This window comes from Meiothermus sp. (assembly GCF_025056915.1).
Classification (GTDB): Bacteria; Deinococcota; Deinococci; order Deinococcales; family Thermaceae; genus Meiothermus.
Map to the genome: position 1 here is coordinate 1 of NZ_JANWVH010000038.1, position 26,467 is coordinate 26,467.

The following is a 26,467-nucleotide window of genomic DNA, read 5'->3' on the forward strand; positions in this document are numbered from 1 at the left end:
CCCACCACGAAGCCGACCCCGGTCCAGGTCAGCAGGCGGTAGCGCTCGCCAAACCCCCTCGAGGCCACCGTGTAAATGGCCCAGACCAGGGCCGCTCCCAGGCTGAAAAGCACACCCAGCCCCTCGAGCCGCCCCGCTTCCCCCCAGCTCAACACCCCCACCCCCAACAGCGACAGGGCGAAGCCCGCATACCCCAGGCGCGAAAGCCGCTCGCGCAACCACCAGGCCCCAATCAGGGCCACCCAGACCGGGCCGGTGCTGCTCACGATGGTGTTATAGGAGGCCGAAAGGCGCGGCACCGCCTCCAAAAACAAGCTCTGGTAGGCCACATTCCCCAACATCCCGATACCCCCCACAATCAGCCAGTCGCGCCCGGTCAGCCGCTCCTGAAAGCGCCACAATAGCAGGAAAATAAGCCCCGCGATGAGGGTACGCAGGCTGTTCATGGCATGGGGCGGCAACTGCGCCACCAACACCTTCATCAGCGCAAAATTGAGGCCCCAGGCCACCACCGAGTAAATGGGGAACAGGTAAGGGCTCATGTAATCAGCAGGGGTATATCAGGCGAGGCCGGTCTGTGCCCCTGGCCCCCCATCGCTTCACAAATACGCCCTGAACCACTCCAGATAAGCATTCAGCCGGGCCACCCGCCGGTCAGGGCGGCCTGAGCGGCTCAGTTCGTGGCCTTCCTCGGGCACGCGCAAGAAGCGGGTGGGCACCCCCCTTTGCAGCAAGACCGTGTACCAGGTCTCGCCCTGGTCTACGGGGCAGCGGTGGTCTTGCTCGGAGTGCACCACCAGGGTGGGGGTTTGTACCTGGTGCGCCAGCGAGAGAGGGCTTTTTTGCCACAGCACCTCGGGGTTTTCCCAGGGCCTGGCCCCCAGTTGCAGGTAGGTAAAGCGCGGCCCGATGTCGGAAGCGCCGTAGAAGCTGGTCCAGTTGCAGATGCTCCGATCGGTCACGGCGGCCTTGAAGCGCTCGGGGTGCCGGGCGGTCAGCCAGTTGGTCATGAATCCTCCATACGAACCCCCCGCCACGGCCACCCGCCTGGCATCCAGGGGGAAGCGGGCCAGCACATAGTCCAAAAACCCCAGCAGGTCATTTTCGTCAATATCACCCCAGCGTTTGCCCAGCTCGGCGTAGTCCTGGCCGTAGCCCGTAGAGCCCCGGGGGTTGCAGAAGGCCACTGCATAGCCGGCGGCCCGGAAGAACTGCAATTGCAGCATGGGGGCATTGCCAAAAGCGGTGTGGGGGCCACCATGAATGTACAGAATCACGGGATGCGGGCCCTCCCCTTCCGGCAGCAACACCCAGCCCTGCACGGTGTGGCCCTCGAGCGCCTCGTAGCGCACCTCTTGTGGGGTGGGCAGTGGGGGAAGCACCCCTGCGTTGGGGTCGAACAGTATCTCTTCCTCGCGGGCCAGGCAAGCCCCATGGTTGAAGTTTTCCGATAGGGTGTAGAGGTCGTTGCCGCAGAAGGCAAACCCCAGGATGTTGTGCTCCGCCGGAGTGCAGAAGCGGGCCTCTCCACCGAGCGTCACCGCCAGCAGGCGGGCCGAGCCCTGGTGGGTGACCACCACATACACCCGCCCATCGGGCCCCACCCTGGGGGTTTGTACCCCGGCGCCCATGCGCATATCCGAGTTCACCGAGTTGAGGAAGGAACCCTCGGCCAGCTGGCGTGTGTTTCCGTCCGGCCCCCGGTAGTAGAGCCTGGACTCCGTGCCGCCCCCCCGTTCCCAGGCATGGGCCAGGTAGACCAGTCCCCCCTCGGGGGTGGGCTCGAGGCCGCTGATGGGGCCCACCCCGCCAAAGAGTTCCTCCATCTGCCCATTTAGGCCCACCTGATAAGCCCGCTGAACCCAGGCCCAGCGCTCCTGGGGCGCACCCGAAGCCGTAAAGTACAGCCCGGTTCCCCCTGCGTTCCAGACCGCCTCTTCCACATCCTGTGCGAGTTTGACCAGCGGCCTGGTGGCCCCGTCTTCCCACAGCCATAGTTCCCTGGGTTGTCCCGGCAACAAGCCCCGGGCATCGAACTTGACCGGCCAGGTCTCGTAAATGCGGGGTTCGTCGGGTTTGGGTGGCTCGTAGTCGCCTCGAGTCAGCAGGGCAATCCGGCTGCCATCGGGGCTTACCTTGTAACCCTCCACCCCTGCCTTGAGCCGGGTGATCTGCTCGGGCTCGCCACCGGTGAGGGGCAGGCGAAAGAGCTGCGGCACTTTGTCCACCTTGCGGGTGAAGTAGATGTGGCTGCCGCGCCAGACGGGCGCTTTGGCCTCGCCCTGGGTTAGCCAGCGCAACTGGCCGTCCCAGAGCGCCAGGCGCGAGCGGTAGCGGGGGGGCTCTTTTTCAGGCCGCTCGATATCGGTGTAAACAAAAAGGGGCTTTCCCTCGGGGCCTTCGGTCAGCTCGGATAGAAAACGGAGTTGATACAGCAGTTCGGTTGTCACCCCCATACTTTACCTGACCGGCGGGTCAGTGGAGTCCATCGCGCTCTTCCGGGGCGTGGCCGCCCCTGAAAAAGAGAATGCGTCTGCGCCCAGATGCCCGCTGCGCACCCTAGCGCGGGCCGGGCCCAAGGGTGCTTGGGTTTTGAGTTTCCTGGCCCTGTTCTGTTCAGGACAAAGCCTTCTCGACGTCGCTCAAAGTTTGAGAAGAGCCCTCAGGCCAATCGGGCCCCCTCCCACCTCAACAACCACTCCTTGAGGCCTTCCCGCCCGGCAAACCCACCCAGGCTTCCATCGGCGTGAATCACCCGCTGGGCCGGAACCACCAGAAAGAAAGGGCAGGCCCGCATAGCGGCCCCCACCGCGCGGGGGGTCAGGCCGCACAGGCGGCCCATCTGGGCATAGCTACGGGTTTCGCCGGGGGGAATACGCCTGACTTCCTCGTACAGGGCAATCCGCCGGGCCTCGAGGCCGGTGTAGTCCAGGGGGATATCCAAAAAGGTCTCTTCCTTCCCGGCAAAATAGCCCTCGACCCGCCGGGCCAGGCTGTGCAAAAGCCGGTTGGGGCGCTCCGGCAGGCCCTCCCCCAGCACCAATAGCTCCACCGATAGCAGCGCCTGCTGGCCGGCCCTGGCAAAAAGAGGGCCTATGGGGGTGGGCATCAGCAGGCTATACACCTTGGGCTCTGGCGGCTTTTTCGCGCTTGACCCCCTCGCGGGTGACGGCCCCTTCCAGCATGAGGTCCAGAAACTTGGTCATCTCGTCCTTGAGCTGCCGCCCTGGGGTATAGGCCGCCCAGCGCAGGGCCGAGAGCAGATACACATCGGCAATCGAGCGGGAGATGCGCTCCAGCGACATATCTTCCCGCAGTTGGCCGTGCTGCTTGAGCGGACGCAGGATGTCGGCAATCAGGTCTCCCAACGGCAGCGACTCAAAAGCCTTCTTGGCCCGCTCAGGGTCCGGGTTCAGGAGCTCGTAGGCCAGGGGCGAGAGCAGTACCCGCTCCTGCTCGCTCACCTCGGCCAGACGGCCCCACAGGCGGCGCAAGACCTCGAGGGGAGGCGCTCCCTGGGCCAGCTCAGCCATAGCCTTTTCACGCAATTCACCCAGCAGTTGTGCGCCGAAATCGAGCAGGACGGCTTCTTTATAGGCGTAGTAATTGAAAAAAGTGCCGCGCGAAACGTGCGAGGCCTTGGCAATGTCGGTGGCGGTGGTCTGGTGAAACCCCTTCTCCCGGAACAGGTGGATGGCAGTGCGGAAAATGCGGTCACGGCGACGCAGCTTTTGCCTTTCCCGAAGACTGAGCATGTGGAGATTGTACCCAAGTCCAATAAAATGTGCCAGTCACCTTTAGGATGCAAGAATTCGGCTGCCAAGCCATCGAGAGGGCCGGGGCTTGCCGCCTAAAAGCCCGTACCACCGCAGCCGCACGGAGAGCGAATTCTGCCAATCCTCGCCTGGACTCGCTCTGCCCCACCTCGTGGGGGAGCCAGGTGGGGTGGCTGACCTGGCCCTTCATGCAACCTGCCAATGGGGGGTCTTGTCCGATACCCTCCCCAACCAGGGGCTCGAGGGCTATCCTCTTTGGAATCTGTGGGCCTGTATGGGTCTCTTTACGACGGTGTCCTGAGTGGCAACTTATCGCGCTTTTCACAGACGTGGCCGCCCACCAAAACGAGAAGGAACAAGTGTCTGCGTTGCGTCTGGGCCGAGACGCATGTTTTCGAGTTTCCAGGCGGCCACTGTTCGGTTCAGAACCAGGCTTTCTCGAACTCGAGTGGCGCACAATATGTGAAGAGCGCTCTAGGTTGTACAGTAGTCATCTGCTATGAACCGCCGTCTCCTTTACACCCTCCTGCCCGGCCTGAGGCGCCTGCTAGAGCCCGGTGGGGGCCGCCGCGCTCGCCGAAGCGGTGACCGCATCTGGTTGTTTCTCCTGCTGCTGGGGCTGGTGGGGTATTTTGTCTGGCATACCTACTTTCGTCCGATTCCGGAGGTTTACAAAGCGGCAGGGGGCCTCGAGCTCTACTTTGCCCCCCAGCAGGGGCGCGAGGCCAAAAACCGCCTGCTGGGCCTGATTAATTCCGCCCAGAACCGAATCGAGGTGGCCGCGCTCGAGCTCGATGACCGCGAGATTGGCCAGGCCCTCACCCGGGCTGCCGCCCGGGGGGTGCGCGTGCGACTCTTTGCCGACTCCGATTACCGCCGCGAAACCCGCGAAAGCCTGGGCGTGAAGAGCACCAGCCAGGCCCGCTGCGAAACCTTGCAGCGGGTTCAGGTCTGCTACGACAGCCGCAACAACGCCCTGATGCACCACAAGTTTGTGCTGATTGACGAGCGGGGGGTCTGGACCGGCAGCACCAACCTGACCTGGAATGCCTTTGCGCGCAACAACGAGAACAGCCTGTGGCTACCGGTTCGGGGTCTGGTGGATGTCTACCGGGCCGAGTTCGACACCATTTTCGCAGGCCAGGAAAGCGGTCTGGGCCGCTTTGAGCGTTTCCAGATTGGCTCCACCGAAGGCACCGTTTACTTTAGCCCGGCAGGAGGCCGCAAGGGCCGGGAGGCCATCCTCAGCTTGCTAAAGCGGGCCCATCGGGAAATCTGGATTGCCGCCTTTGTCCTGACCGATGCCCGCATAGTCGAGGCGCTGGTTCAGGCCCATCGGCGCGGGGTTCGGGTACGGGCGGTGATTGATGCGCGCAACCTGGAAAACTCGAGGGACGAAACCCTGAAGCAAGCCGGTATTGACGTGCGCAAAGACGGCAACCCCTACACCATGCACCATAAAGTAATGGTGGTGGATGGCGAGTGGGTGGTCACGGGCAGCTACAATTTCACCAGCTCCGGCTATGGTCGCAACAACGAAAACCTGCTCATTTTGCGGGACAGCGCCCTGGCCCAGCGCTACTTGCGGGAGGTGGAGGCCAACTGGCGGGCCGGAAGCCGTCTGTAGGAGGCTTTAGTTATCATCCATGGAAAGCCCAAGCACAAAGTTCATGTTCCTGAGCCCAGATGGGCCTGCCCTCCCCACCCTGGTTCTGGCCTCGCAGAGCCCCCGTCGGGCAGAGCTACTCCAGCGGCTTTCGCTGCCCTTTGAGGTGCGCCCAGCCGATGTGGACGAAGAGGCTTTAAGGCACCTCGAGCCCGCTCAAATGGCGGAGGCGCTGGCCGCACAAAAAGCCCAGGCCGTCTGGCAGCCAGAGCAGTGGGTGCTGGCCGCCGACACTGTGGTGGCCATAGGCGGCGAAGCCCTCGGCAAACCGAAGGATGTCGAAGAGAACAAGGCCTTTTTGCGTCGGCTTGCGGGCCGCACCCACACGGTTTACACGGGCTTTGCCATCCTGCACCCAGAAGGAGGGCCGCACAGCGAGGTGGTCGCGACAGAAGTCACCTTCCGCCCCCTGCAAGAGTGGGAGCTGGAGTGGTATGCCGAAAGCCGCGAGGGGCTCGACAAGGCCGGCGGCTACGGGGCTCAGGGGCTGGGCATGGTGCTCATCGAGCGCATTGAGGGCGATTTCTACACGGTGATGGGGCTGCCGGTCAGCCGGGTCTGGCAGCGCCTTCAGCAGCTAGGCTACTTCGGCGAAGCCCGCCGAACCTAGCCCTCCCCCTCAATCCGGTAGCGGCAGCAGTCGCCCCCGGCGGCAATGCGCTCCTCGCGAACCACCGGAACACCCAGCAGTTTCTGGTACATTTCAAGTTCGGCGTGGCAAAACTCGCTGTGCTCCATGGAGAGGGCCAGCTTGGGGCAACGACCCTGCTCCAGATACCAGGCCCCGTTTTCGAAGTAAAAACGTGCCTGGTAGCCCTGATGTGTGAGGAACTCGGACAGGCGGTAGATTTTTTGCTCCAGGGTTAGCCCCTCCAGCTGGGGCAAAAGCTCCTCGAGCAGCTTGTTGTTGCGCCGGGTCAGTACCTCCAGCACCAGCCCTTCGCCAAAAAGCTCTTTGAGGTGGGTGAGCACATCCGCGCACATGCGCGCATAGGGGGCCTGCTCGTCCACCGCCTGATAGACCTGTTTGGGGCGGCCCCGGCCCTCGTTTTTTTCCAGGCGGGCCCGCACCAATCCCTCGCGCTCGAGGTCTTCCAGATGGCGGTGTACCGCCACCTTGGAAATGCCCAGCGTCTCGGCCAGCGAGCCCGCACAGCTTGACCTCGAGCGCAGGGTCTCCAGGATGCGCAGTTTGGTTTCACCCATGCCCAAGGCCATAACACCCCTAGGCCATCGGCAGCAACAGGTACGACTGCACCGATAGCTGACCCGCCAGGTTCCGTGCCGCCTGGCGGAAGGCTTCGGCTTCAGGCGACTGCGGGGCCCCCACCACCACCGGCACGCCGCCGTCCCCCCCCTCCCGCACCGAGAGCGCGATGGGAATCTCGCCCAGGAAGGCGGTCTTGTACTGCTCGGCCATCCTGCGCCCTCCACCTTCTCCGAAGATGTGGGTTCTCTGGCCGCCCTGTTCAAAGTAGGACATATTTTCAATCACGCCCAGGATGTTCACCTGCACCCGCTTGAACATATCCACGGCGCGTTCGGCATCAATCCGGGCCACGTCCTGCGGGGTGGTGACGATCAGCCCCCCCGAAAGCCGGGTCAGTTGAGAGAGCGAAAGCTGCACGTCGCCCGTGCCAGGGGGCAGGTCAATGATCAGGTAGTCAAGCTCGCCCCAGGCCACCTCTTGCAGGAACTGCTTGATGGTGCCGTGCAAAATGGGGCCCCGCCAGACCATGGCCTGACCCGGCGGTACGATGTTGGCGATGCTGACAAGTTTAATGCCGTAGCGCTCGATGGGCACCATGCGTTTGTGCTCATCTACCCGGAGTTTCTCGGCCTGGATTCCAAACATCTGGGCCTGGCTGGGGCCGTAGATGTCGGCGTCCAGCAGACCTACGCTGGCTCCATCCTGGGCCAGGGCCACCGCCAAGTTGGCGGCCACGGTGCTCTTTCCAACCCCCCCTTTGCCCGAAGCAACGGCCACCATGTGCTTGATGCCCGGCAGGGGCAGGTTCTGCGGGGCACGCACCTGGGCCCCGAAGTGCACTTCAATCTCGGAAGCGCCGATCCTGCCAATGGCGGCCCGCACCTCCCCCTCGATTTGCTCCTTGAGCGGGCAGGCCGGGGTGGTCAGGTTGATTTTGACCGCTACCCTGGCTCCATCTACCCGAATTTTTTCGACCATCCCCAGCGACACCAGGTCTTTGTGAAGCTCGGGGTCGTGAACGGTCTTAAGGGCTTCCAGTACCGAGCTTTCGGTGAGCGCACTCATCTCGAATTCAGATTATGCCTGGAAATGCTCCGACGAACGGGGCTAACATCACATTAGACAGGCCCGAAGCACAGAATGTCAATCCATCCGATGGTGGATAACTTTTGGGCAGGCCCTCCCCCGAGGTAATGGTTATTTTTCACAGGTTTTGGGTACTGCGCTGCATATAATCCGCTCCAAGTATGAGTACCGATAAGCTCCGCGATGAGGACTTGAAACTGGTGCATCTGCTCGAGCAGATGCGCGAGCAAATCCTTCAATCCAGCCAAAACCTCGAGTCCCTCAAAGAGGCGCTTCTATCGGCACAGCGGTTGGTGGAAGAGCGCAACCAGAGCCTGCTCAGCGCCCGCAGCCCACTGCTCGAGGGCTATGGCGCCCAAGACGACGACCCCCTGACCGGACTGCCGGGCCGGCCCGCGTTCGAAAAGGCCCTCGAGCGGGTTTTTGCCAGTGGAGAAGTTTTCACCGTGGTCACCTTCGATTTGGATGGCTTTGGGTCAATCAACGAACGCTTTGGCCGCACCACAGGCGATGAGGTACTGCGCCGCATGGGCCAGCTGGTGCGCAAAGCCCTGCGGGCCTCGGACGTAGCTGGACGAATCGGAGGGGAGGAGTTTGCCCTGATTCTGCGCGGCATCACCGGTGACCGGGCTTTTGGGGTGTGTGAACGGCTGCGGTTAGCGGTGCTCAAGTACCCCTGGAATCAGCTGCATCCCGAGCTCAAAGTGACCATCAGCCTGGGCTTTGCGGGCCGCGACGACGAGCCGACCGCCCAGGAAGTGCTGGCCCGCGCCGACCGTTTCCAGGCCGAGGCCAAAAGCTCGGGCCGCAATCAAACCTTCCCCGGACTGTATTACTAGAAGGAGTGATCTGTCATGACCGGCCAGGCCAAGAACCCGCTCAAGAACCTCCGGCTCCCCACCGAGATTAAAGACAGGAGTCTGGTGCGCTACGTCACCTCCATTGTTTCGGCGCTCCTCTTTTTGGGCTGGCTGATTCTGGAACTGACCCTGGGCTTCTGAAGCGCTGCTGAGGTATACTGCGGTTGCGTTGACCGGGAGGAGTAGGTTTTTGCCCCCTCAGAGAGGATGCCCCAGCGGCTGAAAGGGCATCCGGGCGCTCCAAAAACCGAACGTCGCCCGCGAGCTTGCAGGAGGAAAGCCTTAGGCTGTAGAGCCTGCCGGGAGTGCCCGTTACAGCACGCAAGAGCGCCGATGGTGTGCGAGGTGTTCTGAGCGCCAGACCCCATCGGAAGCGCGGTGGTACCACGGGGAAGCCCCTCGTCCGTGCAGAACTGGCTGCACGGGCGTTTTGTCTTCGGCTGGTCTGGCGCGAAGAGGGGTTCACACAGTTCGGCGAGTCCCGTCCCACCAAGGCCGCCCGAAACAGCCACCGAGCCCTTCTCGCAAGGCCGATGCAGCGCTACCGAGGTGAGAGGATGATTGAACCCAAAGAACTGCCCAAAACCTACGACCCCCAGACCGTGGAGCCGCGCTGGGCCCAGGAGTGGGCCAGCAACCCCCTCAAGCCCGAGCTGAACGCAGGCAAAGGCAAAGGCCCTTTCACCATCGTGATTCCCCCGCCCAACGTGACCGGCAACCTGCACCTGGGGCACGCCCTGGACAACACCATCATTGACACCATCATCCGCTTCAAGCGGATGCAGGGCTACGAGGCTTTGTACCTGCCCGGCACCGACCACGCCGGCATCACCACCCAGGTGCTGGTGGAGCGCGAGCTGGCCCAGGAGGGGCTCTCTCGCCACGACCTGGGACGCGAAAAATTCCTGGAGCGGGTCTGGGCCTTCAAAGAAAAAAACGGCGGCACCATTCTCTATCAGTTGCGCCGCATCGGGGCTTCCTGCGACTGGAGCCGCGAGCGCTTCACCATGGACGAGGGCCTTTCGCGCGCGGTGCGGCGCAGCTTTGTGGAGTATTACCACCGGGGCCTGGCCTACCGGGGCCAGCGCATCGTGAACTGGGACCCGGTGGCCCAGACGGTGGTGAGCGACCTCGAGGTGAACGTGGAGCCCACCCCGGGCAAGCTCTACACCCTGGCCTACCCGCTGGAGGCAGGGGGCGAGATTCGGATTGCCACCGTGCGCCCCGAGACCATCTTCGCCGATGTGGCCATCGCGGTGAACCCAGCCGACGAGCGCTACCGCCACCTTCTGGGCCAGAAAGCCCGCATCCCCCTGACCGAGCGCTATATTCCCATCATTGCCGACGAGGCGGTGCTGATGGACTTCGGCACCGGGGCCCTCAAGATTACCCCGGCCCACGACCCCACCGACTTCGAGATCGGCCAGCGCCACGGCCTGGAGATGCCCAGCGTGATTGACCTGAAGGGCTACCTTACGGGGGAGCGGGTGCCCCTGGCCTTCAGGGGTCTGGAGCGCTTCCAGGCCCGCAAGCAGGTGGTCGAGGCCCTGGAAGAGGCCGGTCATATCCGGGAAATCAAGGACTACACCATCGCCTTGGGCTACTCCGACCGCACCAAGGCCCCGGTGGAGCCTATGCTTTTGGAACAGTGGTTCGTGCGCATGAAGCCGGTGGCCGAACAGGTGCTGCAGGGGCTGGAGAAAGGCGAGATGCGGCTGGTGCCCGAGCGCTGGGAGAAGGTCAACCGCGACTGGCTTTTGAACATCAAAGACTGGGCCATCGCCCGGCAGCTCTGGTGGGGCCACCAGATTCCGGCCTGGTACGACGAGGAAGGCAACGTATATGTGCCCGACCCCGAAAACCCCGACCTCGACTGCGACCAAGACCCCCGCTACGCCCACCTGAAGTTGAGGCGCGACCCGGATGTCTTCGACACCTGGTTCAGCTCGGCCCTGTGGCCCTTTTCCACCCTGGGCTGGCCCGATGAAACCCCCGACTTCAAGAAGTTCTACCCCACCGACGTGCTGGTGACGGGCTACGACATCCTCTTCTTCTGGGTGGCCCGGATGCAGATGTCGGGCTACCAGTTCACCGGCAAGGCCCCCTTCCACACCATCGTGCTGCACGGGCTGTACCTGGACGCCCGGGGCCAGAAGATGTCCAAGAGCAAGGGCAACGGCATTGACCCCCTCGAGCTGATTGACAAATACGGGGCCGACGCCTGCCGCTTCGCCTGGGACTACCTGGCCACCGGCGGGCAGGACATCCGCCACGACGAACGCCGCTATGAGCAGGGCCGCAACTTCGCCAACAAGCTCTACAACGCGACCCGGTTTGTGCTGATGCAACAGGGCCAACAGGGACCCGCTTCCACCGACCAACCCACCCTGGCCGACCGCTGGATGAACTCCCGCCTGAACCGAGGGATCGCCGAGATTACCGAGGCCTACGAGGCCTTCGACCTGGGCCGGGCCGCCCGGCTGGTCTACGAGCTGGTCTGGAGCGAGTTCTGCGACTGGTACCTGGAGGCCGCCAAACCCGCCCTGCGGGAGGGCAACCGGGCCACCCTGGAAACCCTGAGGTCCACCCTGGCCGCGCTGCTCAAGCTGCTGCACCCCATCATGCCCTTCATCACCTCGGAGCTTTATGAAACCCTGACCGGCGACCCCCAGCAACTGGCCCTGCAGGACTGGCCGGTCGCCAAGGAGCGCGACCTGGAGGCGGAAAAAGCCTTCAGCGCCCTGCAGGAGACCATCACCGCCACCCGCAACCTGCGGGCCGAGCTGGGCATTCCCCCCCAGCAGGAGGTCGCGGTGCAGCTCGAGGGCCCAGGGGCCCGCTTTGTACTGGAGAACCAGGCTTTGTTCCGCTTTTTAGGCCGGGCTGTGCCCTCGCTCGGCAAGCCCGAAAAGGCCGTGGCCCAGGCCACCCCCAGCGCCACCGTCTACCTGCAGCCCAAAGGCGACCTCAAAGGCTTTTTGGAGCGCCAGAAGAAGCGGCTGGCCGAGCTGGAAAAGCTGGTCGAACAGGGACAGAAAAAGCTCTCCAACCCCGGCTTTGTGGAGCGGGCCGCACCGGAGGTGGTGGAGGCCGAGCGGGAGCGGCTGGAGGAGAATAAAGCCCAGCTCGAGCGCATCCGCGACAACCTGGCCCGGCTGGGGTAGCCTGTGGAGGCTGGGTTTAGGCTGCCGCCAGGGGGCCGCAAGCGGCTCTTAGCCCGCTGGCAGGCGCTACTGGCATCACTGGGGACTGACCCTGAGGCGCACTTTCCCCTGCTCGAGCGCCTGCTGACCCACCACAGCGAACCGCACCGCCGCTACCACAACCTGGCCCACCTGGATACGCTCCTGCGGCTGCTGCCGGCCAAACCCCACCTGGAGTTTGCGGTCTGGTTCCACGACGCCATCTACGACCCCACCCGCGCCGACAACGAGGAACAAAGCGCCCGGCTGGCCCAGGAAAGCCTGCCCCGCCTGGGCGCAGCCCCCGAGCTGGTCGAGAGGGTGACCCGGATCATCCTGGCTACGCAGAACCACCGCACGGACGATCCCGATACCGCCCTGTTTCTGGATGCCGACCTGGCCATCCTGGGGGCCGAACCCCAAACTTACCAGGCCTATGCCCGGGCCATCCGGCAGGAGTACGCCTGGGTTCCGGAGAGCCTGTTCCGCGAGCGTCGGGCGCAGGTCTTGCAGGGGTTTTTGTCCCGCGCGCGCATCTACCAGAGCGATGCCTTCGCCCACCTCGAGCAGCCCGCCCGCGACAACCTTCAGCAAGAGCTGCAAACCCTGGCTCAGCAGACCTCGCAAGCCAGCGCTTCCCAGTAGCGCTCTAAGCTCTCGCCAAGCTGGGCAGCCAGGCCCAGCCGGTAGGCCGCCGCCACCCGCCGGCCCAGGGCCCGAACCAGGGGGTCGGGGCTTTCCTCCAAGCGGCTCAGGGCCTTCTCCGAGAGGGCAATCTGCACCCTGTGGGGGCGAACGGGGGTTTGCGGCAGGCTGAACCAGTAGGCGGCCTCCTCGGGGCTCACCACCAAGGCCCCACGGCTTCTGAACCAGTCAGCCCCCTCGGCGTGTACATAGACCCGGGCCCCCTCGGCCACGGCCCGGTGAACCGCCTCGCGAAACGGCACCGGGGTCGCCCAAGCGGCCATCGGCCTCGCCGGGCGATAGGCCGCTGCCCGCAGCTCCAGGGAGCGTTCCCCGTTCCACTCACTTTGCACCAGCCCGGCGGCCAGCTCGAGTTCGTCCGGCAGGTGCCCGCCATTATCGCGCCATTTGATGACCCGGACGCCGCCCAGCCAGAACGAGAGGTGCTTGCCCTCACTCAAGGCCCGCACCTGCTCGGGCCGGCCCCGCAGGAAAAAAAGCGGCTCCGGATTGCCCTCCCCCAAGGGCTCCAGTAGCTTTAAGGCCCCATGAAGCGCCTCCAGGTCTTCCCCGTCCAGCCAGCCATCCAGAAGCAGTTCCGGCTCAGGGGCGGGAAACTGTGCGGCGTAGGCCCGAACTGCCTCGGCAAAGGCCGGAATCTTCGTCTCGGCGATGGCGAAGCCTGCCGCCTGGGCATGGCCCCCAAAGCGCTGGAGGTAAGGCGCCGCGTGGCGCAGGGCCCCTACCGCGCTGATGCCGGGCGTGGAGCGCACCGAACCCTTGCCCTCGGCAATGATGAAGACCGGTTTGTAGAAGCGCTCGAGCACCCGGCTGGCCACGATGCCCATCACGCCCGGATGCCCCTGGGCATCGTGGATCACCAGCGCTGGCTGGCTGGGGTCTATGGTGGGCCAGATGCGCTGTAGCATCTCCTCCTCGATGCGCTGCCGTTGCTGGTTGAGCCGGCTCAGGTGCTCGGCCAGGGGGCGGGCCTGAAGCAGATCCTGGGTGGTGAGCAGTTGCAGGGCCACCTCGGCCTGGCCCAGCCTCGAGGCCGCGTTGATGCGGGGCGCAAGGCGAAAGGCAATCTCGCCCGCACTGAACTCGCGGCAGTGCTCGGCGGCCAGCACCTTCAGGCCCAAGTGGGCCGAACCCCGCAGGCGGCGCAGCCCCTCCTGCACCAAAGCCCGGTTGAAGCCCTTCAGGGGGGCCACATCGGCCACCGTACCGATGGCGGCCAGGTCGGCATACTCCAGGGGCGGCGGGTGGCCCAGCAGCTCGTAAACCTGCCACAGCAGCAAAAAGGCCACCCCCGAGCCGGTGGGATGGGCCTCACCCTGGAGCCGGGGGGAGAGGGCCGGGTGCACAACCAGGCCCGGCGGGGGGGTAGCCCCGGGCGAGTGGTGGTCGGTGACCAGCACCGAAACCCCGTTCTCGACCAGTTCTTTTAGCTCGGCGTGGTTGCTGATGCCGCAGTCCACGGTGATGAACAGCTCGCAGGCTTCCAGGTGCTCGGGCACCCGCTCCATCAAAACCCCGTAGCCCTCGCCCAGGCGGTGGGGAATGAAGGCGTGGATGTTGGCCCCCAGCCGGCTCAGGCCATTAAGCAAGACCGCCGTACCGGTCAGGCCGTCGGCGTCGTAGTCGCCGTGCACCCGGATGCGCTGGCCCCGCTCCAGCGCCTCGATGATTCGCCGGGCCGCCGTCTCTAGCCCCTCCAGGGGCAAAAGCTTCAGGGGAGGCTCGAGGTCTTCCTTGCGGCGAAAGCCCCGGTTCCAGAAGGCCGCCGCGGCCAAAGGCGGGATACCCAGCTGCTCGACCAGGGGGCGAAGCTCGGAAACAGGGGGCCAGGGGCGGAACTTCCAGGTCATCCAGGGTCTCCTACACACTGCCGAGAGCCGAAGGCTCAGGGCTGAAAGCCAAAAGGTTACCGGGCAGAATGGGTCTTCAGGGGAGCCGGTCGGGAATGACCGGGGTTTCCTCGGGGTGTTGCTTTTTGAGTGCCTCGAGCTCGCTTTTGAGCTGGCGCAGCTCACGGTTGCGTCTGCCCAGGGCTGCCTGGGCGTTCACCCAGCCGGTGAAGGCATACAAACCCATCACCACCAGGCCCAGCCCAAAGGCCCCCCACAGCAGGAACACCAGGTGCACCTGGCCCCAGGGGGTGCCCAGCAACAGCCCCGGCTCCAGGGCATACAGAGCCCAGGTGAGCACGGCAACCACCAGCACAATCAGGAAAGCCAGCCCATTCAGGACTTTCATATCAGCAGTTTACCCCAGGGCGCTGCGGGTTCAGGCCCACTTTTTCAGGTCAATGCGGCCCTCGTAAAGGGCCTTGCCGGTGATGGCCCCTTCCACCCCCAGGCTTTGCAAACCCAGCAGGTCGGCATCCGAGGCAATGCCCCCGCCTGCAATCAAGAAGCCCGGCCAGGCCGCACGAACCTCCCGCACCACCTCGAGGTCCAGCCCGGCCAGGGTTCCATCCCGCCGCACATCGGTATAAATCAGGGTGCGCACCCCCATGGCCCACATTCGCAGGGCCAGGCTCTGCACCCCAAGGGCGGTTTCCTCGGCCCAGCCCGAGACCACCACCTCGAGGCCCCGGGCATCCAGGCTCACCACCACCCGCTCAGGCCCAAACGCCCCGAGCATCTGTTCCAGCACGTCCGGCGCCTTTACCGCCACCGTGCCCACTACCACCCGGCTGGCCCCCAGGGCTAAAAGCTCCCGGGCCGCCTCCACGCTGCGTACCCCACCCCCTACTTCAAACGGGATGGCGATGGACTCGGCGATGGCCCGCAGCACGGCCCGGTTTTGTCCCCGGCCCGTAGCCGCATCCAGGTCCACCAGGTGCAGCAGGGGGGCCCCTTGTTCTTGCCAGTGCAGGGCGGCCTCCACTGGGTTGTCGTAATAGACGGTTTCCCGGTTGGGGTCGCCTTCAAACAGGCGCACCGCCCGCCCGGACTGAATATCCACTGCCGGAATCACCCACACGGGGGGATTGTATCAGGCCCTTTAGTAAATCTTCTTGCCCAGGAGGCTGCTCGCAAGCTCGACCATCATCCGGGCGGTGCGGTTGGCCACATCCAGGATGGGGTTCACCTCGACCAGGTCCAGGCTGGTGACGAGACTGGCATCGGCCAGGAGTTCCATCAACAGATGGGCCTCGCGGTAGGTCAGACCCCCGGCCACCGGGGTACCCACCCCTGGAGCAATCTCGGGGTCCAGCACATCGGCATCCAGGGAAAGGTGCACCCTTTCGAAGCCCCGAAACTTTTCCGTCACCTGCGCCGCAATGGCCGGGATGCCCTGCACATCCACTTCTTTCATGGTATAGACCGTAACCCCCCGCTCCCGCAGCAGTGCGACCTCGCCCGCATCCAGGCTGCGAATCCCGATGAGCACCACGTCCTCGGGGCGCACCTTGGCGCCGGGGTGGCCCAGGTTCACCAGGCGGGCATCGCCCAGGCCGCACAGGTGGGCCAGGGGCATTCCGTGAATATTGCCGCTGGGGCTGGTCTGGGGGGTGTTGAAGTCGGCATGGGCATCCACCCAGATGACCCCAATGCGCCCCCCCCGGCCAGCCCCCGTGACCGAACCCATGGCGATGGAGTGGTCGCCACCCAGCACAATGGGAAACACCTCGGCGGGCATCCGGGCCAGGGTCTCGATGGTGTCCTGGCAGACCGCGCGGATGGCCTCGAGGTAGCCCATCCCCCCCTGCTCCCGCTGCTGGCGCAAGCTCTCCACCACCGGCACCTTTATATCGCCATAGTCGTGCACCTGGTGGCCCAGGCCCTCGAGCACCTCCTGCAAGCGCCCATAGCGGATGGCGCTGGGCCCCATATCCACCCCGCGCCGCCCCTGGCCCAGATCCATCGGAACACCCACAATACCAATCTGCTTCATACGCCATAAGTCTACTGTTGAAGGGGGGCCACCAAGCACCGATAATAGATGCAATCCGGTGCCCTTGACCCCCGGCCTTTTCGGCGCTACAGTAAAGAGCTACGCCCAGCGTAGGCTTTAGGAAAATGAACGAAATGCACATTCAGAGCATCAACCTATCGCGCCTGATGCGGGAAGGTGGCAGCACCGACGCGCGGGGCGAGATTCTGGACTACATCAGCCTGGAAAAAGAGCATATTCCCCTGGAAGGCCCAACCCAGTGGAAAGTCGCCGTGACCCGCCTGGAAGGCGAAGGTGGGCAGGAGTTCTGGCTTTCGGGTGAGATCGCGGGCTATGCCATTCTGGAGTGTCGCCGCTGCCTGACCCCCACACCGACCCCGGTGCGCGCCCATTTTCAATACATGCTGCGCTACCAGCCCGGCCTCGCAGAGCTCCAGGCCATCGAAGAAGACGAAGAAGAAATCCTGCTCTTTGGTCACCCCGACCTCGACCTGGGGCCGCTGCTGAGTGAAGCCTTTGCCCTCGAGCTGCCCTTCACCACCCTCTGCAAAGCCGACTGCAAGGGCCTGTGTCCGGTTTGTGGGGCCAACCTCAACGAAGTCGATTGCGGCCACCACGAAAAACCCCAGACCCGACTGGGGGCCGCACTTTCGAAGTTGATGGGCGATTTGAAGGATTGAGCGGAACTTCGACAGGGTCATTCCGGGCCTTTGCCACACAGGGCCCAAATACCCGTCATAGGCAGTAGTCCGTTTGAACTTGCGTAAGGGCAATTTTGGAATCTGTGGGCCTGTATGGGTATCTTTTCGACTGGGCAATACGCCTGAAGTTGGTATCCGGCCCAACAACGGAAACCGCAATCGCTCGAGCCGGCCTGCTCCCCTGGGTGGAAGCCTGCTCTCCGACAGATGGCTTGAGCTGGCCTAACCGGGCAATCGGGGGTTTTGCCGGACATGGACGAAAGAAAAGCCCTCCGCTCGAGCCCGGTCAACCCCTACCCTGGTCTACTTTTTGCCCCACCCGGGGATATTAGACTTGAAACATGGTAGTGAACCGCCGCAAAACACCAACGGTCTGGGTGGGCAAAGTGCCCAAGGGGGGCGACCATCCGGTCGTTGTGCAATCCATGACCAATACCGACACCGCCGACATCGAGGCCACCGTGGGCCAGGTCTGGGCGCTGGCCAAAGCCGGCTCCGAGGTCGTGCGCATGACGGTCAACAACGACGAGGCCGCCCAAGCCGTGCCCGAAATCAAGCGCCGCCTGGCCGACCTGGGGGTGGAGGTGCCGCTGGTGGGCGACTTCCATTTCAACGGGCACATCTTGCTGCGCAAATACCCCGAGATGGCCCGGGCACTCGACAAGTACCGCATTAACCCCGGTACGGTGGGCAAGGGCAAGCAGCAAGACCCCAATTTCAAGACCATGTGCGAGGTGGCGGTGGAGTTCGGCAAGCCGGTGCGGATTGGGGTGAACTGGGGCTCGCTGGACGCCGGGTTGCTGGACGAGATGATGGAGGCCAACGCGGCCCGGCCCAATCCCAAAGACGCCCACCAGGTCACGCTCGAGACCATCGTAGAGTCGGCGGTTCGCAGCTACGACTGGGCCCTCAAGTACGGCCTGACCGAGGACAAAATCATCCTTTCGGCCAAGGTTTCCAACGCCCCCGACCTGTGGTGGGTCTACCGCGAGCTGGCCAAGCGCACAAGAGCCCCCCTGCACCTGGGGCTGACCGAGGCCGGCATGGGGGTGAGCGGCATTGTGAGCAGCACGGCGGGTCTGGTTCCCCTGCTGGCCGAGGGGATTGGCGATACCATCCGGGTCTCCATTACCCCCGCTCCCGGCGAGCCCCGTACCAAGGAGGTGGAGGTGGCCCTGGAAATCCTTCAGTCCATCGGGGTGCGGCAGTTTACGCCCAGCGTAGCTAGCTGCCCGGGCTGTGGGCGCACCACCAGCACCTTCTTCCAGGAACTGGCCCTTCAGGTATCCACCCGCCTCAATGCCCAGATGCCGGTCTGGAAGACCCTCTACCCTGGGGTCGAGAACCTGAAGGTGGCGGTGATGGGGTGTGTGGTGAACGGCCCCGGCGAGTCCAAGCATGCCGACATCGGCATCTCGCTGCCGGGCACCGGCGAGGCCCCCCGCGCCCCGGTTTACATTGATGGGCAACTGGCCACCACCCTCAAGGGCGACCGCATCGCCGAGGAGTTTATGGGCATGGTGGAGGAGTATATCCAGAAGCGCTTCGGCAAGCAGCCGGCTTAGTGCCGTGTCGCATAAAAGCCCATACAACGCCACTGGCACGGTGAGCTAGTTAGAGCGCTCTTGACATATTCAGAGCCATTCGACCATAACTTTGTCCTGGACAGAACAGTGGCGGCCTGGAAACTCGAAAACATGCGTCTCGGTCCAGACCCAACGCAGACACTTGTCCCTTCTCGTTTTCGTGGGCGGCCACGTCTGTGAAGGGCGCGATAAAGGCCGAAAGCAAAAAAGGCCTGTGGAGGCCTACTGCTTTTCCCGTGCGGCGGCGAGTTTTTGGGTGTAGGCCGCGAAGCCTTTCTCATCGCCTTGGGCCAGGAAGGCGGCCTGTTTGGCCCAGGTGGGGAGGCTTGGGGCAAATCGCAGGTTAGCGGCGGCCAGGGCGGCTCTCAGGGTTTCTGGCCTGGCTTTGGCCAGCTGGGCAAAAGTGGTGATGCCTGCTCTGTGCAGGGCTGCCGACATTTTGGGGCCAATCCCTTTGATGCGGGTCAGGTCGTCGGGGGCGGGTTTGGGGGGGCGGCTTTGGGCTTCGCCGGATGTGGCAGTGGACTGGCGCTTTGAGCCCTTTTTCCTGGATGTTCCTTGCGCGGGTGTGGCTTTTGCCGGAGCCGCCGTTGGGGGCTTGGCGGCAGCAGATTTTCGGGCCGGCGCTTTGGTTTGCGCGGCTTTGGAACCGCTGGATGGGGCCGATGGCTGGGCCTGACCCCGCCCGGAACCGCTCTTCTTCGCCCCGGACTTGCGCGCGCGGCTTGGCCCGGGCGCAATTTGGGCCAGGTACTGCTCTACCACAAACCCCGACGAGGCCGCCGCTTTGCTGAGTTTGGCGGTCAGGGCCGACCAGGCGCGGCCTTGCTTCTTTAGCTTTGAGGGAGGCTCGCCTTCGGAGGCGGCCAGGGCCAGCGACAGCTGGCTGAGCCCCTCGAGCCAGGCTTGATGGGCTTCCCGATTGAAGTAAACCTTGCCCTCGAAGCGGTTGATTTGCAAGAAGCCCTGCACATCGGAATCCTGTAGCAGCCCTGGCATCCGTTGACCGAGCAGGCCAGGGTTCTGGGCCAGCTCGGGGTGAGCCACGAGCAACTTGGTCAGGCCCACCGAGCGCCGCGCCTCGCCCTCGCCCAGGCCCAGCTCGATGAGGGTTTGCTCCAGAACCCGCCCCAGGCGCCACTCCTCGAGGGGGGTATGGGCCTCGGTGGGCCCCAGACCCTGCGTGAAGACCCAGCCTAAAAGTGCGCCCATCGTGAGCAGGTTGGAGCGCTCGGCCACCTCCAGCACCCCTTTCAGCCGACGCAGCACCTCGGACACCGGCAGAGTGGGCGGGCGGCCCTGGTGGGCCTCAACGCCCCCGTAGAGCGCCCGCAGCCGGTCTTGCAGCTCCCCCTCGAGGGCTTGGAGCCCCTCGCCATCCAGCAACCGCCGGAACAGGCCGGGGTTCACCAGCGCGCGGAAAGGTCGCAGGATGGGCTCCAGCCACAGCTCCTGCCGGGCCTCATCCAGGCTGGGCACCCCCTGCCCGCCCAGCATCTGGGCCAGCCGGGCATAGAGGCCATCGTGGTCGTAGACCTCCCGCCATTCCAGGAGCACCATGCGCTGGTAGGGGCCCAGGGTTAGCTGGAGCCCCTCCTCGTGGAGTTCGCGGTTGTTGCGGATGAACTCGAGGCCTGTGGCCAGGTCGCGGAAAACCGAGAAGGTGCGCTGGTCGAAGCTGAGCTGCATCCCCTCGCCCAGGGCCACCTGGCGGGTCTCGCGTGCGGGCCCGGTTTTGAAGGGCTGGGCTATCGAGCGCTGGATTCGAACCGAGGTGTGGGCGTTTTTGTTGTGATAGACCACCAGCGCCCGTTCACGCCCGGCGCGGTTGGAGAAGGCAAACACATCCTCGTTGACCGAGTCGCCCGAGAGCGCGTCGTACAGCACGAAGTTCTCCACCTCGGCGAAGAGGTATCGCTTCTTGAGGAGGGGAAAAATCTGCTGGTAGTGGTAGTCCACCAGGCCCTGATCGGGGGTTTCGTCGTAGTAGGCGCGGCGGTATTCCATCCCGTAGCGCTCGGTGAAACCCTCGACCTGACCGTGGCCCAGCATGGGCAGGCCCGGCAGGGTCGCGCACAGGGTCATCACCCCGAAGTACTTGTCGCCCTTGCCAAACTGCTCCACGGCGGTTTTCTCGTCGGGGTTGTTGAGAAAGTTCACGAAGCGCTTGAGGATTTCCGGCTCGAACTCGAGGGTGTTTTTCATAATCTGCCGGTACTCGGCGTTCTTCTCGTCGCGCAGCATATTCATGAAAGCCGAGTTGTAGACCCGGTGCATGCCCAAAGTGCGCACGAAATAGCCCTCCATCATCCAGAAGGCCTCGGCCAGAAGCAGCGTATCCGGCGCCTCTACAGCCACCCGATCCACCACCTCGCGCCAGAACTCCACCGGCATGGCAGCATCGAACTGTTCCCTGGTCATGGCGTGCTCGGCCCGGCTGGGGATGGAGGCCCCCCAGGGCGAGCCGCCCGGCTCAGGCCACCACAACCGCTGGATGTGGCGCTTGGCCAGGGTCATGGCCGCATCGAAGCGGATGATGGGGAACTGCCGGGCCACGTGCAGGATGGTCTGGATCACCGCCTCGCGCACCTCGGGGTTGAGGTAGTTGAGCTGGGCGGTGTCGTTCCAGGGCATGGCGGTGCCGTCGTTGCCGTGGTAGATGTAGCGGGTATCGCCGGTCTGGCGATCCACCCGCTTGAACACCACCGCCGCATCCGACCGGTCGTAGTAGTGGTCTTCCAGGAAAATGCTGACCCGCGCATCCTCCGATAAGTCCGGCCCGTTGAAGGTGTAGTTCGGGTAGGGGGGGTAGGGGAGGCTGATGAACCAGTCGGGGTGCTCTATGACCCAGCGCCCGTCAATGCCCACGTGGTTGGGCACCATGTCCGAGGCCAGGCGAATACCGTGCCGGGCGGCTTTTTCTCGGAGCACCTGGAGGGCGGCCTCGCCGCCCAAGTCCCGCGCAATCACGTAATCGTAGAGCGAGTAGGCCGAGGCCACCGCGTCGGGGTTGCCCATCATCTGCTTGATGCGCCGGGAGGCCTTGCTCCGCTCCCACAGGCCAATCAGCCACAAGCCGGTCACACCCCAGCTTTGCAGGAGCTCGAGCTCTTCCTCGGGGATCTGGTCAAGGGTGCTTATTTCGCGGCGGTACTTTTTGGAGAGCTGATCCAGCCAGACGTAGGTGTTTTTAGCCAATAGCACGCAGCGGGGCATCCAGTCCAGGTCGGGGCTGAAGGCTTCGGGCTCGGGCTCCAGGGTCAGCCGCCTGAGGTCGAGCATCTGATGTTCGGCGCCTGCGCCACCCGGCTGGTCGAAGTGGACGGGTACAGCAAAGGAGCGCTGCGCCTCGCGGATTACGTCCAGGCCAATCAGGAGCCGGTAGTAGAAGCGCCCCAGGCGGCCCCCGAAGCGCCTCAAGAGGAACTCGAGCTGGGCCTCGAGGGAGTCGGGGTGCTGCAAAGCCGGCAGGCGCAGCGTCTTGAAAAGCGAGAGGCCCGTTTCAGAAAAGGCCGGCTGACCCTCAAAGAAATTTTCCAGACCCTGGATGATGGGCAGGTAGGCGGTGGTGCGTTCCAGGTTTGTGTCATCGAACAGCTCCAGGAACGGGTTGAAGGCGGGGTTGGCGTTGGCCATCCAGAGCAGTAGCATTTCTTCCAGGAGAATTTCGCGGTTGGAGCGGCCCTCGGTGGCATCGGCCAGATACGACTCCAGGCTCTGCTCGCCCCGGTAGACCCGAATCGGCGGAAACTCGGTGGCAAAGGCCCGCAGGGTTTTGTCCAGCTCGTCCGGGCCGACCCTAGACTCGAGGTCGGTCAGCGCTTGTTGAATCACGCTCGGATGCTCTTCCAGGTATTGCCGCACCACAAAGTGCAACATCTCGTCTATCAGGCCCATCGCATTAATCTGGCTGGCGCTCACGGCCTGCTCGGGGTGGCGCACCAGGTCGCGCTTGGCGTTCATAGCCTCGGCGAAGCGCCGGGCTGCCTCAAAGTTGGCAAAAATCACGTTCCCGCTGAGCGAGAACAGCGCGAGGTCGAACTGGTAGTAGTCCCTCGCTCGAGCGGATATATGAAACTCAAACACACCCAGGCGCGACCGTTGGTGGCTCATAGGACACCTCCGCACGAGCAAAGTCTAACAGCAGTATGTACGGGCGAGGGCAGATAGGGCCTGGGCCAAGCCCATACCAGGCTTCCTATACCCACTCCCCCTGCCGCATCAGCGGTTCGGCCAGGCCACTCTGGGTCAGGCCGTCCACGTCCACGTGCTCTGAGCCAATCATCCAGTCCAGGTGAATCAGGCTGTCGTTGGCCCCGCGCGCGCGTTTTTGCTCTAGGGTGAGGCTTGCGCCTTCTTCCAGGCATTCATCGTAGCTGGCCCCCAAGGCGATGTGGCTGGCCGCGTTTTCGTCGTAGAGGGCCTCGTAAAAAAGCAGTCCGGTCTGCGAGATGGGGGAGCTGTGGGGTACCAAGGCCACCTCGCCCAGGCGCCGGGCGCCCTCGTCGGTCTCGAGCAGGTGCTGCAAAATGGCCTGGCCCGTTTCGGCGTGGGCCTCCACCACCCGGCCCTGTTCAAAGCGAACCCGGATGCCCTCGAGCAGGTGGCCGTGCAGGCTCAGGGGCTTGGTGCTCTGGGCCCAGCCCTCCACCCGCTCGCGGTGGGGGGTGGTAAACACCTCCTCGGTGGGCAGGTTGGGAATGCAGCGGGCCCCGTTCTGTGCCCGCCCGGCCCCGCCGGCCCACAGGTGTCCCTCGGCCAGCCCGACGTACAGGTCGGTGCCGGGCCCCCGGAAGTGTAGGGCGGCATAGCGCCTGGCGTTGAGCTTTTGCACCCGGCGCTCGAGGCGCTCGGCGTGGGCCATCCAGGCCGCCACCGGGTCGGCCTCCTCCACCCGGCAGGCCTTGAAAATGGCCTCCCAGAGCCGGGAAAGTTGGCGGGCCGGAGGTTCATCGGGAAAAACCAGCCGGGCCCAGCGCGGCGAGGCGGCCCCGATGATGCACCAGTTGGTTGCAAAGCTGCTGATTCGCTCCGAGAAGGGTTTGCTCTGCCGGGCTGCGGTCTGCGAAGCCACCCGGATTAGCTCGGGGTCCTGGCCGCGCAGAATCTCCGGGTCGTCGGCCACGATGCTGAGCCAGGCGTAGCCTTCGTCCAGGGCTTTGAGCCGGGCCTCGACCATGAAGCTGGCGTACTCCTGGAACGAGTCCCGTGGGGCGTAGCGAAAACGCGCCAGGTTGAGCTGCTCGTCGTAGAGCTGGGTGACCACCAGCCTCGAGCCCGCCCGGTAGGCTTCCTCCACCACCAGCCGGGTGAGCGGGAGGGCCTCGATATGGGCGTTCACAAAAAGCTTCTGCCCCGGCTGAAGCCCTACCCCGACCCTGACCGCAACCTCGGCAAACCGCCGCAGCTTTTCCTCGAAATCTGCTGACATGCCCTAAAGCCTACCCTAGCCTGGCCTTCGGGGTAGAGTCGCCTTTTGGGTTGGGCCAAGCATTATCCATCCAGCACGGCCAAAAGCCCTGTAGCTGGGGGTTCACTTTGGGGCCAACCGCTCAGGCCCGGCCAAAGCCCCGGAAGGCCCTGGCCCCCAGGCGTGCGGAGAAACCCAGCCTCGAGCGTGTAAACTAGCCCTATGCCGGAAGTGATGTCCGAACTTTATATCCCCAAACCCCCCCACGAGGTTTACGCCGCCGCCCGGGACTTAGCGGGCCTCAAACCCTACCTCAAAGACGTGGAAACCCTGGAGGTGCTCGAGGACCATGGCAGCACCTCGCGCACCCGCTTTGTTGCCGTGGCGATGGGCAAAAAGGTGCACTGGATTGAGGATGAACGCTGGTTCGATGCCGAGTTTCGCAACGAGTTCGATAGCAAGGAGGGCGACTTCGACGTCTACCGGGGTTCGTGGACCTTTCTGCCCGAGGGCCAGGGCACCAAAGCGGTGCTCAAGCTCGAGTACGAGCTCAACATCCCCATTTTTGGCGGCCTGCTGCAAAAACTGGTCAGGAAACTGATGCAGGAAAACATAGACGACCTGCTGCGCGGCCTGAAGGAACGCTGCACCACGGCCTGAGGTGCTATACTCAGGGCATGTCGCTGGCTTTGCGATGTTAAGTTGCCGCTCCCGCCGGGGATATGGTGTGCCTTGGGCCGCCAACCCGGCTTTTTTCATAGCCAGGCGCCTCTCAGCCGAGCCAGCCGCGCAAAATCGCCCCAATCCCCTACGAACGGAGCATCTCCATGCCATTGCAAATCTATAACACCCTGGCCAGGGCCAAACAGACCTTCGCGCCGGCCACCCCCGGCTATGTGGGCATCTATGTTTGCGGCCCTACGGTTTACTCCGACCCCCACCTCGGCCACGCTCGAGGCCCCATCGTCTACGATGTGCTGCGGCGCTGGCTGCGCCACCAGGGCTACAAGGTGCGCTTTGTCTCCAACATCACCGACGTGGGCCACCTCACCGATGACGCCGACGCGGGCGAGGACAAGATCCAGCGCCGGGCCAAGCTCGAGCGCCTGGAGCCGATGGAAGTGGCCGAAAAATACATGTGGAGCTATTTCGACGAGATGCAGGCCCTTAACGTGCTGCGCCCCGATATCACCCCCCGGGCCGCCGGGCACATCCCCGAGCAGATTGAGCTGACCGAAACCCTAATCCGGCGTGGCCACGCCTACGTGGCCAACGGTTCGGTGTATTTTCGCGTGCGGAGCTGGCCTGGATTTGGCAAACTCTCCAACCGCGACATCGAAGAACAGGAGGCCGGGGCGCGGGTCGAGGTGCGCGAGGAAAAGGAAGACCCCCGCGACTTTGCCCTGTGGAAGCGGGCCGACCCCGAGCACCTGATGCGCTGGAACTCGCCCTGGGGGGTAGGGTTTCCGGGCTGGCACATCGAGTGCTCGGCCATGAGCCTCAAGTACCTGGGCGATGGCTTCGATATCCATGCCGGTGGCGTGGATTTGCAGTTCCCCCACCACGAGGCCGAAATTGCCCAGGCCGAAGCCGCCGGGCACCCCTTTGCCCGCTACTGGATGCACCACTACCACGTGCTGCTGAACGGGCAGAAGATGGCCAAGAGCACCGGCAACCTGGTCTCGCTGGCTGAGCTACGGGCCAAGCACGAGCCCATGTACATCCGCTTCTATTTGCTCAACAGCCACTACCGCAGCGTGCTGGACTTTACCGACGAGGGCCTCGAGGCCGCCAAGAACGGCTACCTGCGCTTGTTGAATGCCTACCGGGAGGTGCACCGGCTGATTCACACAGCACCCGGTGGCAAACACCCTGGCCTGGAGCGGGCGGTGGAGGCGGTGGAGCACGCCTTTGCCGAGGCCCTGGACGACGACCTGAACACCCCCCAGGCCATCGCCGCCCTGTTTAACTTCGTCACCGAGCTCAACAAGGCCCTCGCGGAGCGGCCCGGCAAGGAGAGCCTGCTAAAGGCCGAAAAGGTTTTTTCAGAGCTGGGTGAGGGGGTGTTGGGGTTGTTCCCTCCTCGGGTACTGGAAAACCAGTTGGGGGGTGCTTTGCTCGAGGGCCTGGTGGGGCTACTGCTCGAGATTCGGGAAGAGTCGCGCCGCAACCGCAACTTTGCCCTGTCGGATCGGATTCGCGACCGCCTGACCGAACTGGGCGTGGTGGTCGAGGACACCCGCGAAGGCCCCAAGTGGAAGGTGGAGATTTAGAGCGCTCTTCACATGTTATGAGCCCTTCGAGTTCGAAAACGCCTGTTTCTGAACAGAACAGTGGCTGACTGGAAACTCGAACACATGCGTCTCGGCCCAGACGCAACGCAGACAAGCGTGCCTCACC

General features: G+C 64.1%; 22 protein-coding genes. 10 read left to right on the forward strand and 12 right to left on the reverse strand.

What is annotated here, in order from left to right:
* From NZN28_RS07770 to NZN28_RS07785, 4 genes are all read right to left on the reverse strand, one after another.
* The coding region (locus NZN28_RS07770) for a DMT family transporter (protein WP_295396947.1) at positions 1-542 on the reverse strand (542 nt) is incomplete at its 3' end.
* 57 nt (positions 543-599) lie between these two features.
* On the reverse strand, positions 600-2,450 hold the full coding sequence (locus tag NZN28_RS07775) for a S9 family peptidase (protein ID WP_295396990.1): 1,851 nt from the start codon (positions 2,448-2,450) through the stop codon (positions 600-602).
* 212 nt (positions 2,451-2,662) lie between these two features.
* Positions 2,663-3,124: a methylated-DNA--[protein]-cysteine S-methyltransferase gene (locus tag NZN28_RS07780; protein ID WP_295396949.1), complete on the reverse strand. Its 462-nt coding sequence runs from the start codon at positions 3,122-3,124 to the stop codon at positions 2,663-2,665.
* Positions 3,117-3,755: a TetR/AcrR family transcriptional regulator gene (locus tag NZN28_RS07785; RefSeq protein ID WP_295396951.1), complete on the reverse strand. Its 639-nt coding sequence runs from the start codon at positions 3,753-3,755 to the stop codon at positions 3,117-3,119. Before NZN28_RS07785 ends, NZN28_RS07780 begins: the two co-directional genes overlap by 8 nt.
* Before the next feature lie 520 nt (positions 3,756-4,275).
* Here NZN28_RS07785 and NZN28_RS07790 point away from each other — a divergent pair.
* The gene (locus NZN28_RS07790; RefSeq protein ID WP_295396953.1) at positions 4,276-5,403 is read left to right on the forward strand and encodes a phospholipase D-like domain-containing protein; all 1,128 of its coding nucleotides are present in this window, start codon (positions 4,276-4,278) and stop codon (positions 5,401-5,403) included.
* Between the two features lie 43 nt (positions 5,404-5,446).
* Positions 5,447-6,052 carry a nucleoside triphosphate pyrophosphatase gene (locus NZN28_RS07795; RefSeq protein WP_295396956.1) on the forward strand — a complete coding sequence of 202 codons (606 nt, stop codon included), beginning with the start codon at positions 5,447-5,449 and terminating at the stop codon, positions 6,050-6,052.
* Here the strand turns inward: NZN28_RS07795 and NZN28_RS07800 are convergent.
* The gene (locus NZN28_RS07800) at positions 6,049-6,660 is read right to left on the reverse strand and encodes an ArsR family transcriptional regulator (protein ID WP_295396959.1); all 612 of its coding nucleotides are present in this window, start codon (positions 6,658-6,660) and stop codon (positions 6,049-6,051) included. The two genes, NZN28_RS07795 and NZN28_RS07800, sit on opposite strands and share 4 nt — an antisense overlap.
* 7 nt (positions 6,661-6,667) lie before the next feature.
* Positions 6,668-7,717: an Mrp/NBP35 family ATP-binding protein gene (locus tag NZN28_RS07805; protein WP_295396961.1), complete on the reverse strand. Its 1,050-nt coding sequence runs from the start codon at positions 7,715-7,717 to the stop codon at positions 6,668-6,670.
* 182 nt (positions 7,718-7,899) lie between these two features.
* Between NZN28_RS07805 and NZN28_RS07810 the strand changes: the two genes are divergently transcribed.
* From NZN28_RS07810 to NZN28_RS07825, 4 genes are all read left to right on the forward strand, one after another.
* Positions 7,900-8,577, forward strand: a complete 678-nt coding sequence (locus NZN28_RS07810) for a GGDEF domain-containing protein (RefSeq protein ID WP_295396963.1) — start codon at positions 7,900-7,902, stop codon at positions 8,575-8,577.
* Between the two features lie 15 nt (positions 8,578-8,592).
* Entirely contained in the window at positions 8,593-8,739 is a 147-nt protein-coding gene (locus NZN28_RS07815; RefSeq protein WP_295396965.1) for a hypothetical protein, read from the forward strand.
* 416 nt (positions 8,740-9,155) lie between these two features.
* Positions 9,156-11,762 carry a valine--tRNA ligase gene (locus NZN28_RS07820; RefSeq protein ID WP_295396968.1) on the forward strand — a complete coding sequence of 869 codons (2,607 nt, stop codon included), beginning with the start codon at positions 9,156-9,158 and terminating at the stop codon, positions 11,760-11,762.
* Between the two features lie 3 nt (positions 11,763-11,765).
* On the forward strand, positions 11,766-12,425 hold the full coding sequence (locus NZN28_RS07825; RefSeq protein ID WP_295396969.1) for a hypothetical protein: 660 nt from the start codon (positions 11,766-11,768) through the stop codon (positions 12,423-12,425).
* Here the strand turns inward: NZN28_RS07825 and NZN28_RS07830 are convergent.
* The 4 genes from NZN28_RS07830 to rocF all read right to left on the reverse strand — a co-directional run bounded on the left by NZN28_RS07830 (position 12,392) and on the right by rocF (position 16,370).
* The gene (locus NZN28_RS07830; RefSeq protein WP_295396971.1) at positions 12,392-14,335 is read right to left on the reverse strand and encodes a DHH family phosphoesterase; all 1,944 of its coding nucleotides are present in this window, start codon (positions 14,333-14,335) and stop codon (positions 12,392-12,394) included. The genes NZN28_RS07825 and NZN28_RS07830 overlap by 34 nt on opposite strands.
* A gap of 76 nt (positions 14,336-14,411) precedes the next feature.
* The gene (locus NZN28_RS07835; protein ID WP_295396973.1) at positions 14,412-14,723 is read right to left on the reverse strand and encodes a LapA family protein; all 312 of its coding nucleotides are present in this window, start codon (positions 14,721-14,723) and stop codon (positions 14,412-14,414) included.
* Between the two features lie 30 nt (positions 14,724-14,753).
* Positions 14,754-15,455, reverse strand: coding sequence for a 1-(5-phosphoribosyl)-5-[(5-phosphoribosylamino)methylideneamino]imidazole-4-carboxamide isomerase (gene hisA, locus NZN28_RS07840; protein ID WP_295396974.1), 702 nt, complete (start codon positions 15,453-15,455; stop codon positions 14,754-14,756).
* Positions 15,456-15,476: 21 nt separating this feature from the next.
* Positions 15,477-16,370, reverse strand: coding sequence for an arginase (gene rocF, locus NZN28_RS07845; RefSeq protein WP_295396976.1), 894 nt, complete (start codon positions 16,368-16,370; stop codon positions 15,477-15,479).
* A 125-nt stretch (positions 16,371-16,495) separates the two neighbouring features.
* Between rocF and NZN28_RS07850 the strand changes: the two genes are divergently transcribed.
* Together NZN28_RS07850 and ispG are read left to right on the forward strand one after the other, a co-directional pair.
* Entirely contained in the window at positions 16,496-17,050 is a 555-nt protein-coding gene (locus NZN28_RS07850; protein ID WP_295396978.1) for a DUF177 domain-containing protein, read from the forward strand.
* A 362-nt stretch (positions 17,051-17,412) separates the two neighbouring features.
* Positions 17,413-18,636: a flavodoxin-dependent (E)-4-hydroxy-3-methylbut-2-enyl-diphosphate synthase gene (gene ispG, locus NZN28_RS07855; protein ID WP_295396980.1), complete on the forward strand. Its 1,224-nt coding sequence runs from the start codon at positions 17,413-17,415 to the stop codon at positions 18,634-18,636.
* 243 nt (positions 18,637-18,879) lie between these two features.
* On the opposite strand, the gene NZN28_RS07860 is transcribed toward ispG, so the two are convergent.
* Together NZN28_RS07860 and NZN28_RS07865 are read right to left on the reverse strand one after the other, a co-directional pair.
* Positions 18,880-22,770 carry a DUF4332 domain-containing protein gene (locus tag NZN28_RS07860; RefSeq protein WP_295396982.1) on the reverse strand — a complete coding sequence of 1,297 codons (3,891 nt, stop codon included), beginning with the start codon at positions 22,768-22,770 and terminating at the stop codon, positions 18,880-18,882.
* An 85-nt stretch (positions 22,771-22,855) separates the two neighbouring features.
* Complete coding sequence (locus tag NZN28_RS07865) at positions 22,856-24,088, reverse strand: aminopeptidase (protein ID WP_295396984.1); 1,233 nt, start codon at positions 24,086-24,088, stop codon at positions 22,856-22,858.
* 201 nt (positions 24,089-24,289) lie between these two features.
* Here NZN28_RS07865 and NZN28_RS07870 point away from each other — a divergent pair, with 201 nt between their 5' ends.
* Together NZN28_RS07870 and cysS are read left to right on the forward strand one after the other, a co-directional pair.
* Complete coding sequence (locus tag NZN28_RS07870) at positions 24,290-24,727, forward strand: type II toxin-antitoxin system RatA family toxin (RefSeq protein ID WP_295396986.1); 438 nt, start codon at positions 24,290-24,292, stop codon at positions 24,725-24,727.
* Positions 24,728-24,894: 167 nt separating this feature from the next.
* A complete protein-coding gene (gene cysS, locus NZN28_RS07875; RefSeq protein ID WP_295396988.1) occupies positions 24,895-26,340 on the forward strand; it encodes a cysteine--tRNA ligase in 1,446 nt (481 codons plus the stop codon).
* The last annotated feature ends 127 nt before the right edge of the window (positions 26,341-26,467 follow it).

Coding starts and splice junctions, on each gene's coding strand:
- NZN28_RS07835 (WP_295396973.1), bottom strand. CDS start 14,723: ATGAAAGTCCTGAATGGGCTGGCTTTCCTGATTGTGCTGGTGGTTGCC.
- NZN28_RS07850 (WP_295396978.1), top strand. CDS start 16,496: ATGAACGAAATGCACATTCAGAGCATCAACCTATCGCGCCTGATGCGG.
- NZN28_RS07790 (WP_295396953.1), top strand. CDS start 4,276: ATGAACCGCCGTCTCCTTTACACCCTCCTGCCCGGCCTGAGGCGCCTG.
- NZN28_RS07820 (WP_295396968.1), top strand. CDS start 9,156: ATGATTGAACCCAAAGAACTGCCCAAAACCTACGACCCCCAGACCGTG.
- NZN28_RS07805 (WP_295396961.1), bottom strand. CDS start 7,717: ATGAGTGCGCTCACCGAAAGCTCGGTACTGGAAGCCCTTAAGACCGTT.
- NZN28_RS07870 (WP_295396986.1), top strand. CDS start 24,290: ATGCCGGAAGTGATGTCCGAACTTTATATCCCCAAACCCCCCCACGAG.
- NZN28_RS07860 (WP_295396982.1), bottom strand. CDS start 22,770: ATGAGCCACCAACGGTCGCGCCTGGGTGTGTTTGAGTTTCATATATCC.
- NZN28_RS07830 (WP_295396971.1), bottom strand. CDS start 14,335: ATGACCTGGAAGTTCCGCCCCTGGCCCCCTGTTTCCGAGCTTCGCCCC.
- cysS (WP_295396988.1), top strand. CDS start 24,895: ATGCCATTGCAAATCTATAACACCCTGGCCAGGGCCAAACAGACCTTC.
- NZN28_RS07810 (WP_295396963.1), top strand. CDS start 7,900: ATGAGTACCGATAAGCTCCGCGATGAGGACTTGAAACTGGTGCATCTG.
- NZN28_RS07865 (WP_295396984.1), bottom strand. CDS start 24,088: ATGTCAGCAGATTTCGAGGAAAAGCTGCGGCGGTTTGCCGAGGTTGCG.
- NZN28_RS07795 (WP_295396956.1), top strand. CDS start 5,447: ATGTTCCTGAGCCCAGATGGGCCTGCCCTCCCCACCCTGGTTCTGGCC.
- NZN28_RS07785 (WP_295396951.1), bottom strand. CDS start 3,755: ATGCTCAGTCTTCGGGAAAGGCAAAAGCTGCGTCGCCGTGACCGCATT.
- NZN28_RS07800 (WP_295396959.1), bottom strand. CDS start 6,660: ATGGCCTTGGGCATGGGTGAAACCAAACTGCGCATCCTGGAGACCCTG.
- ispG (WP_295396980.1), top strand. CDS start 17,413: ATGGTAGTGAACCGCCGCAAAACACCAACGGTCTGGGTGGGCAAAGTG.
- rocF (WP_295396976.1), bottom strand. CDS start 16,370: ATGAAGCAGATTGGTATTGTGGGTGTTCCGATGGATCTGGGCCAGGGG.
- NZN28_RS07815 (WP_295396965.1), top strand. CDS start 8,593: ATGACCGGCCAGGCCAAGAACCCGCTCAAGAACCTCCGGCTCCCCACC.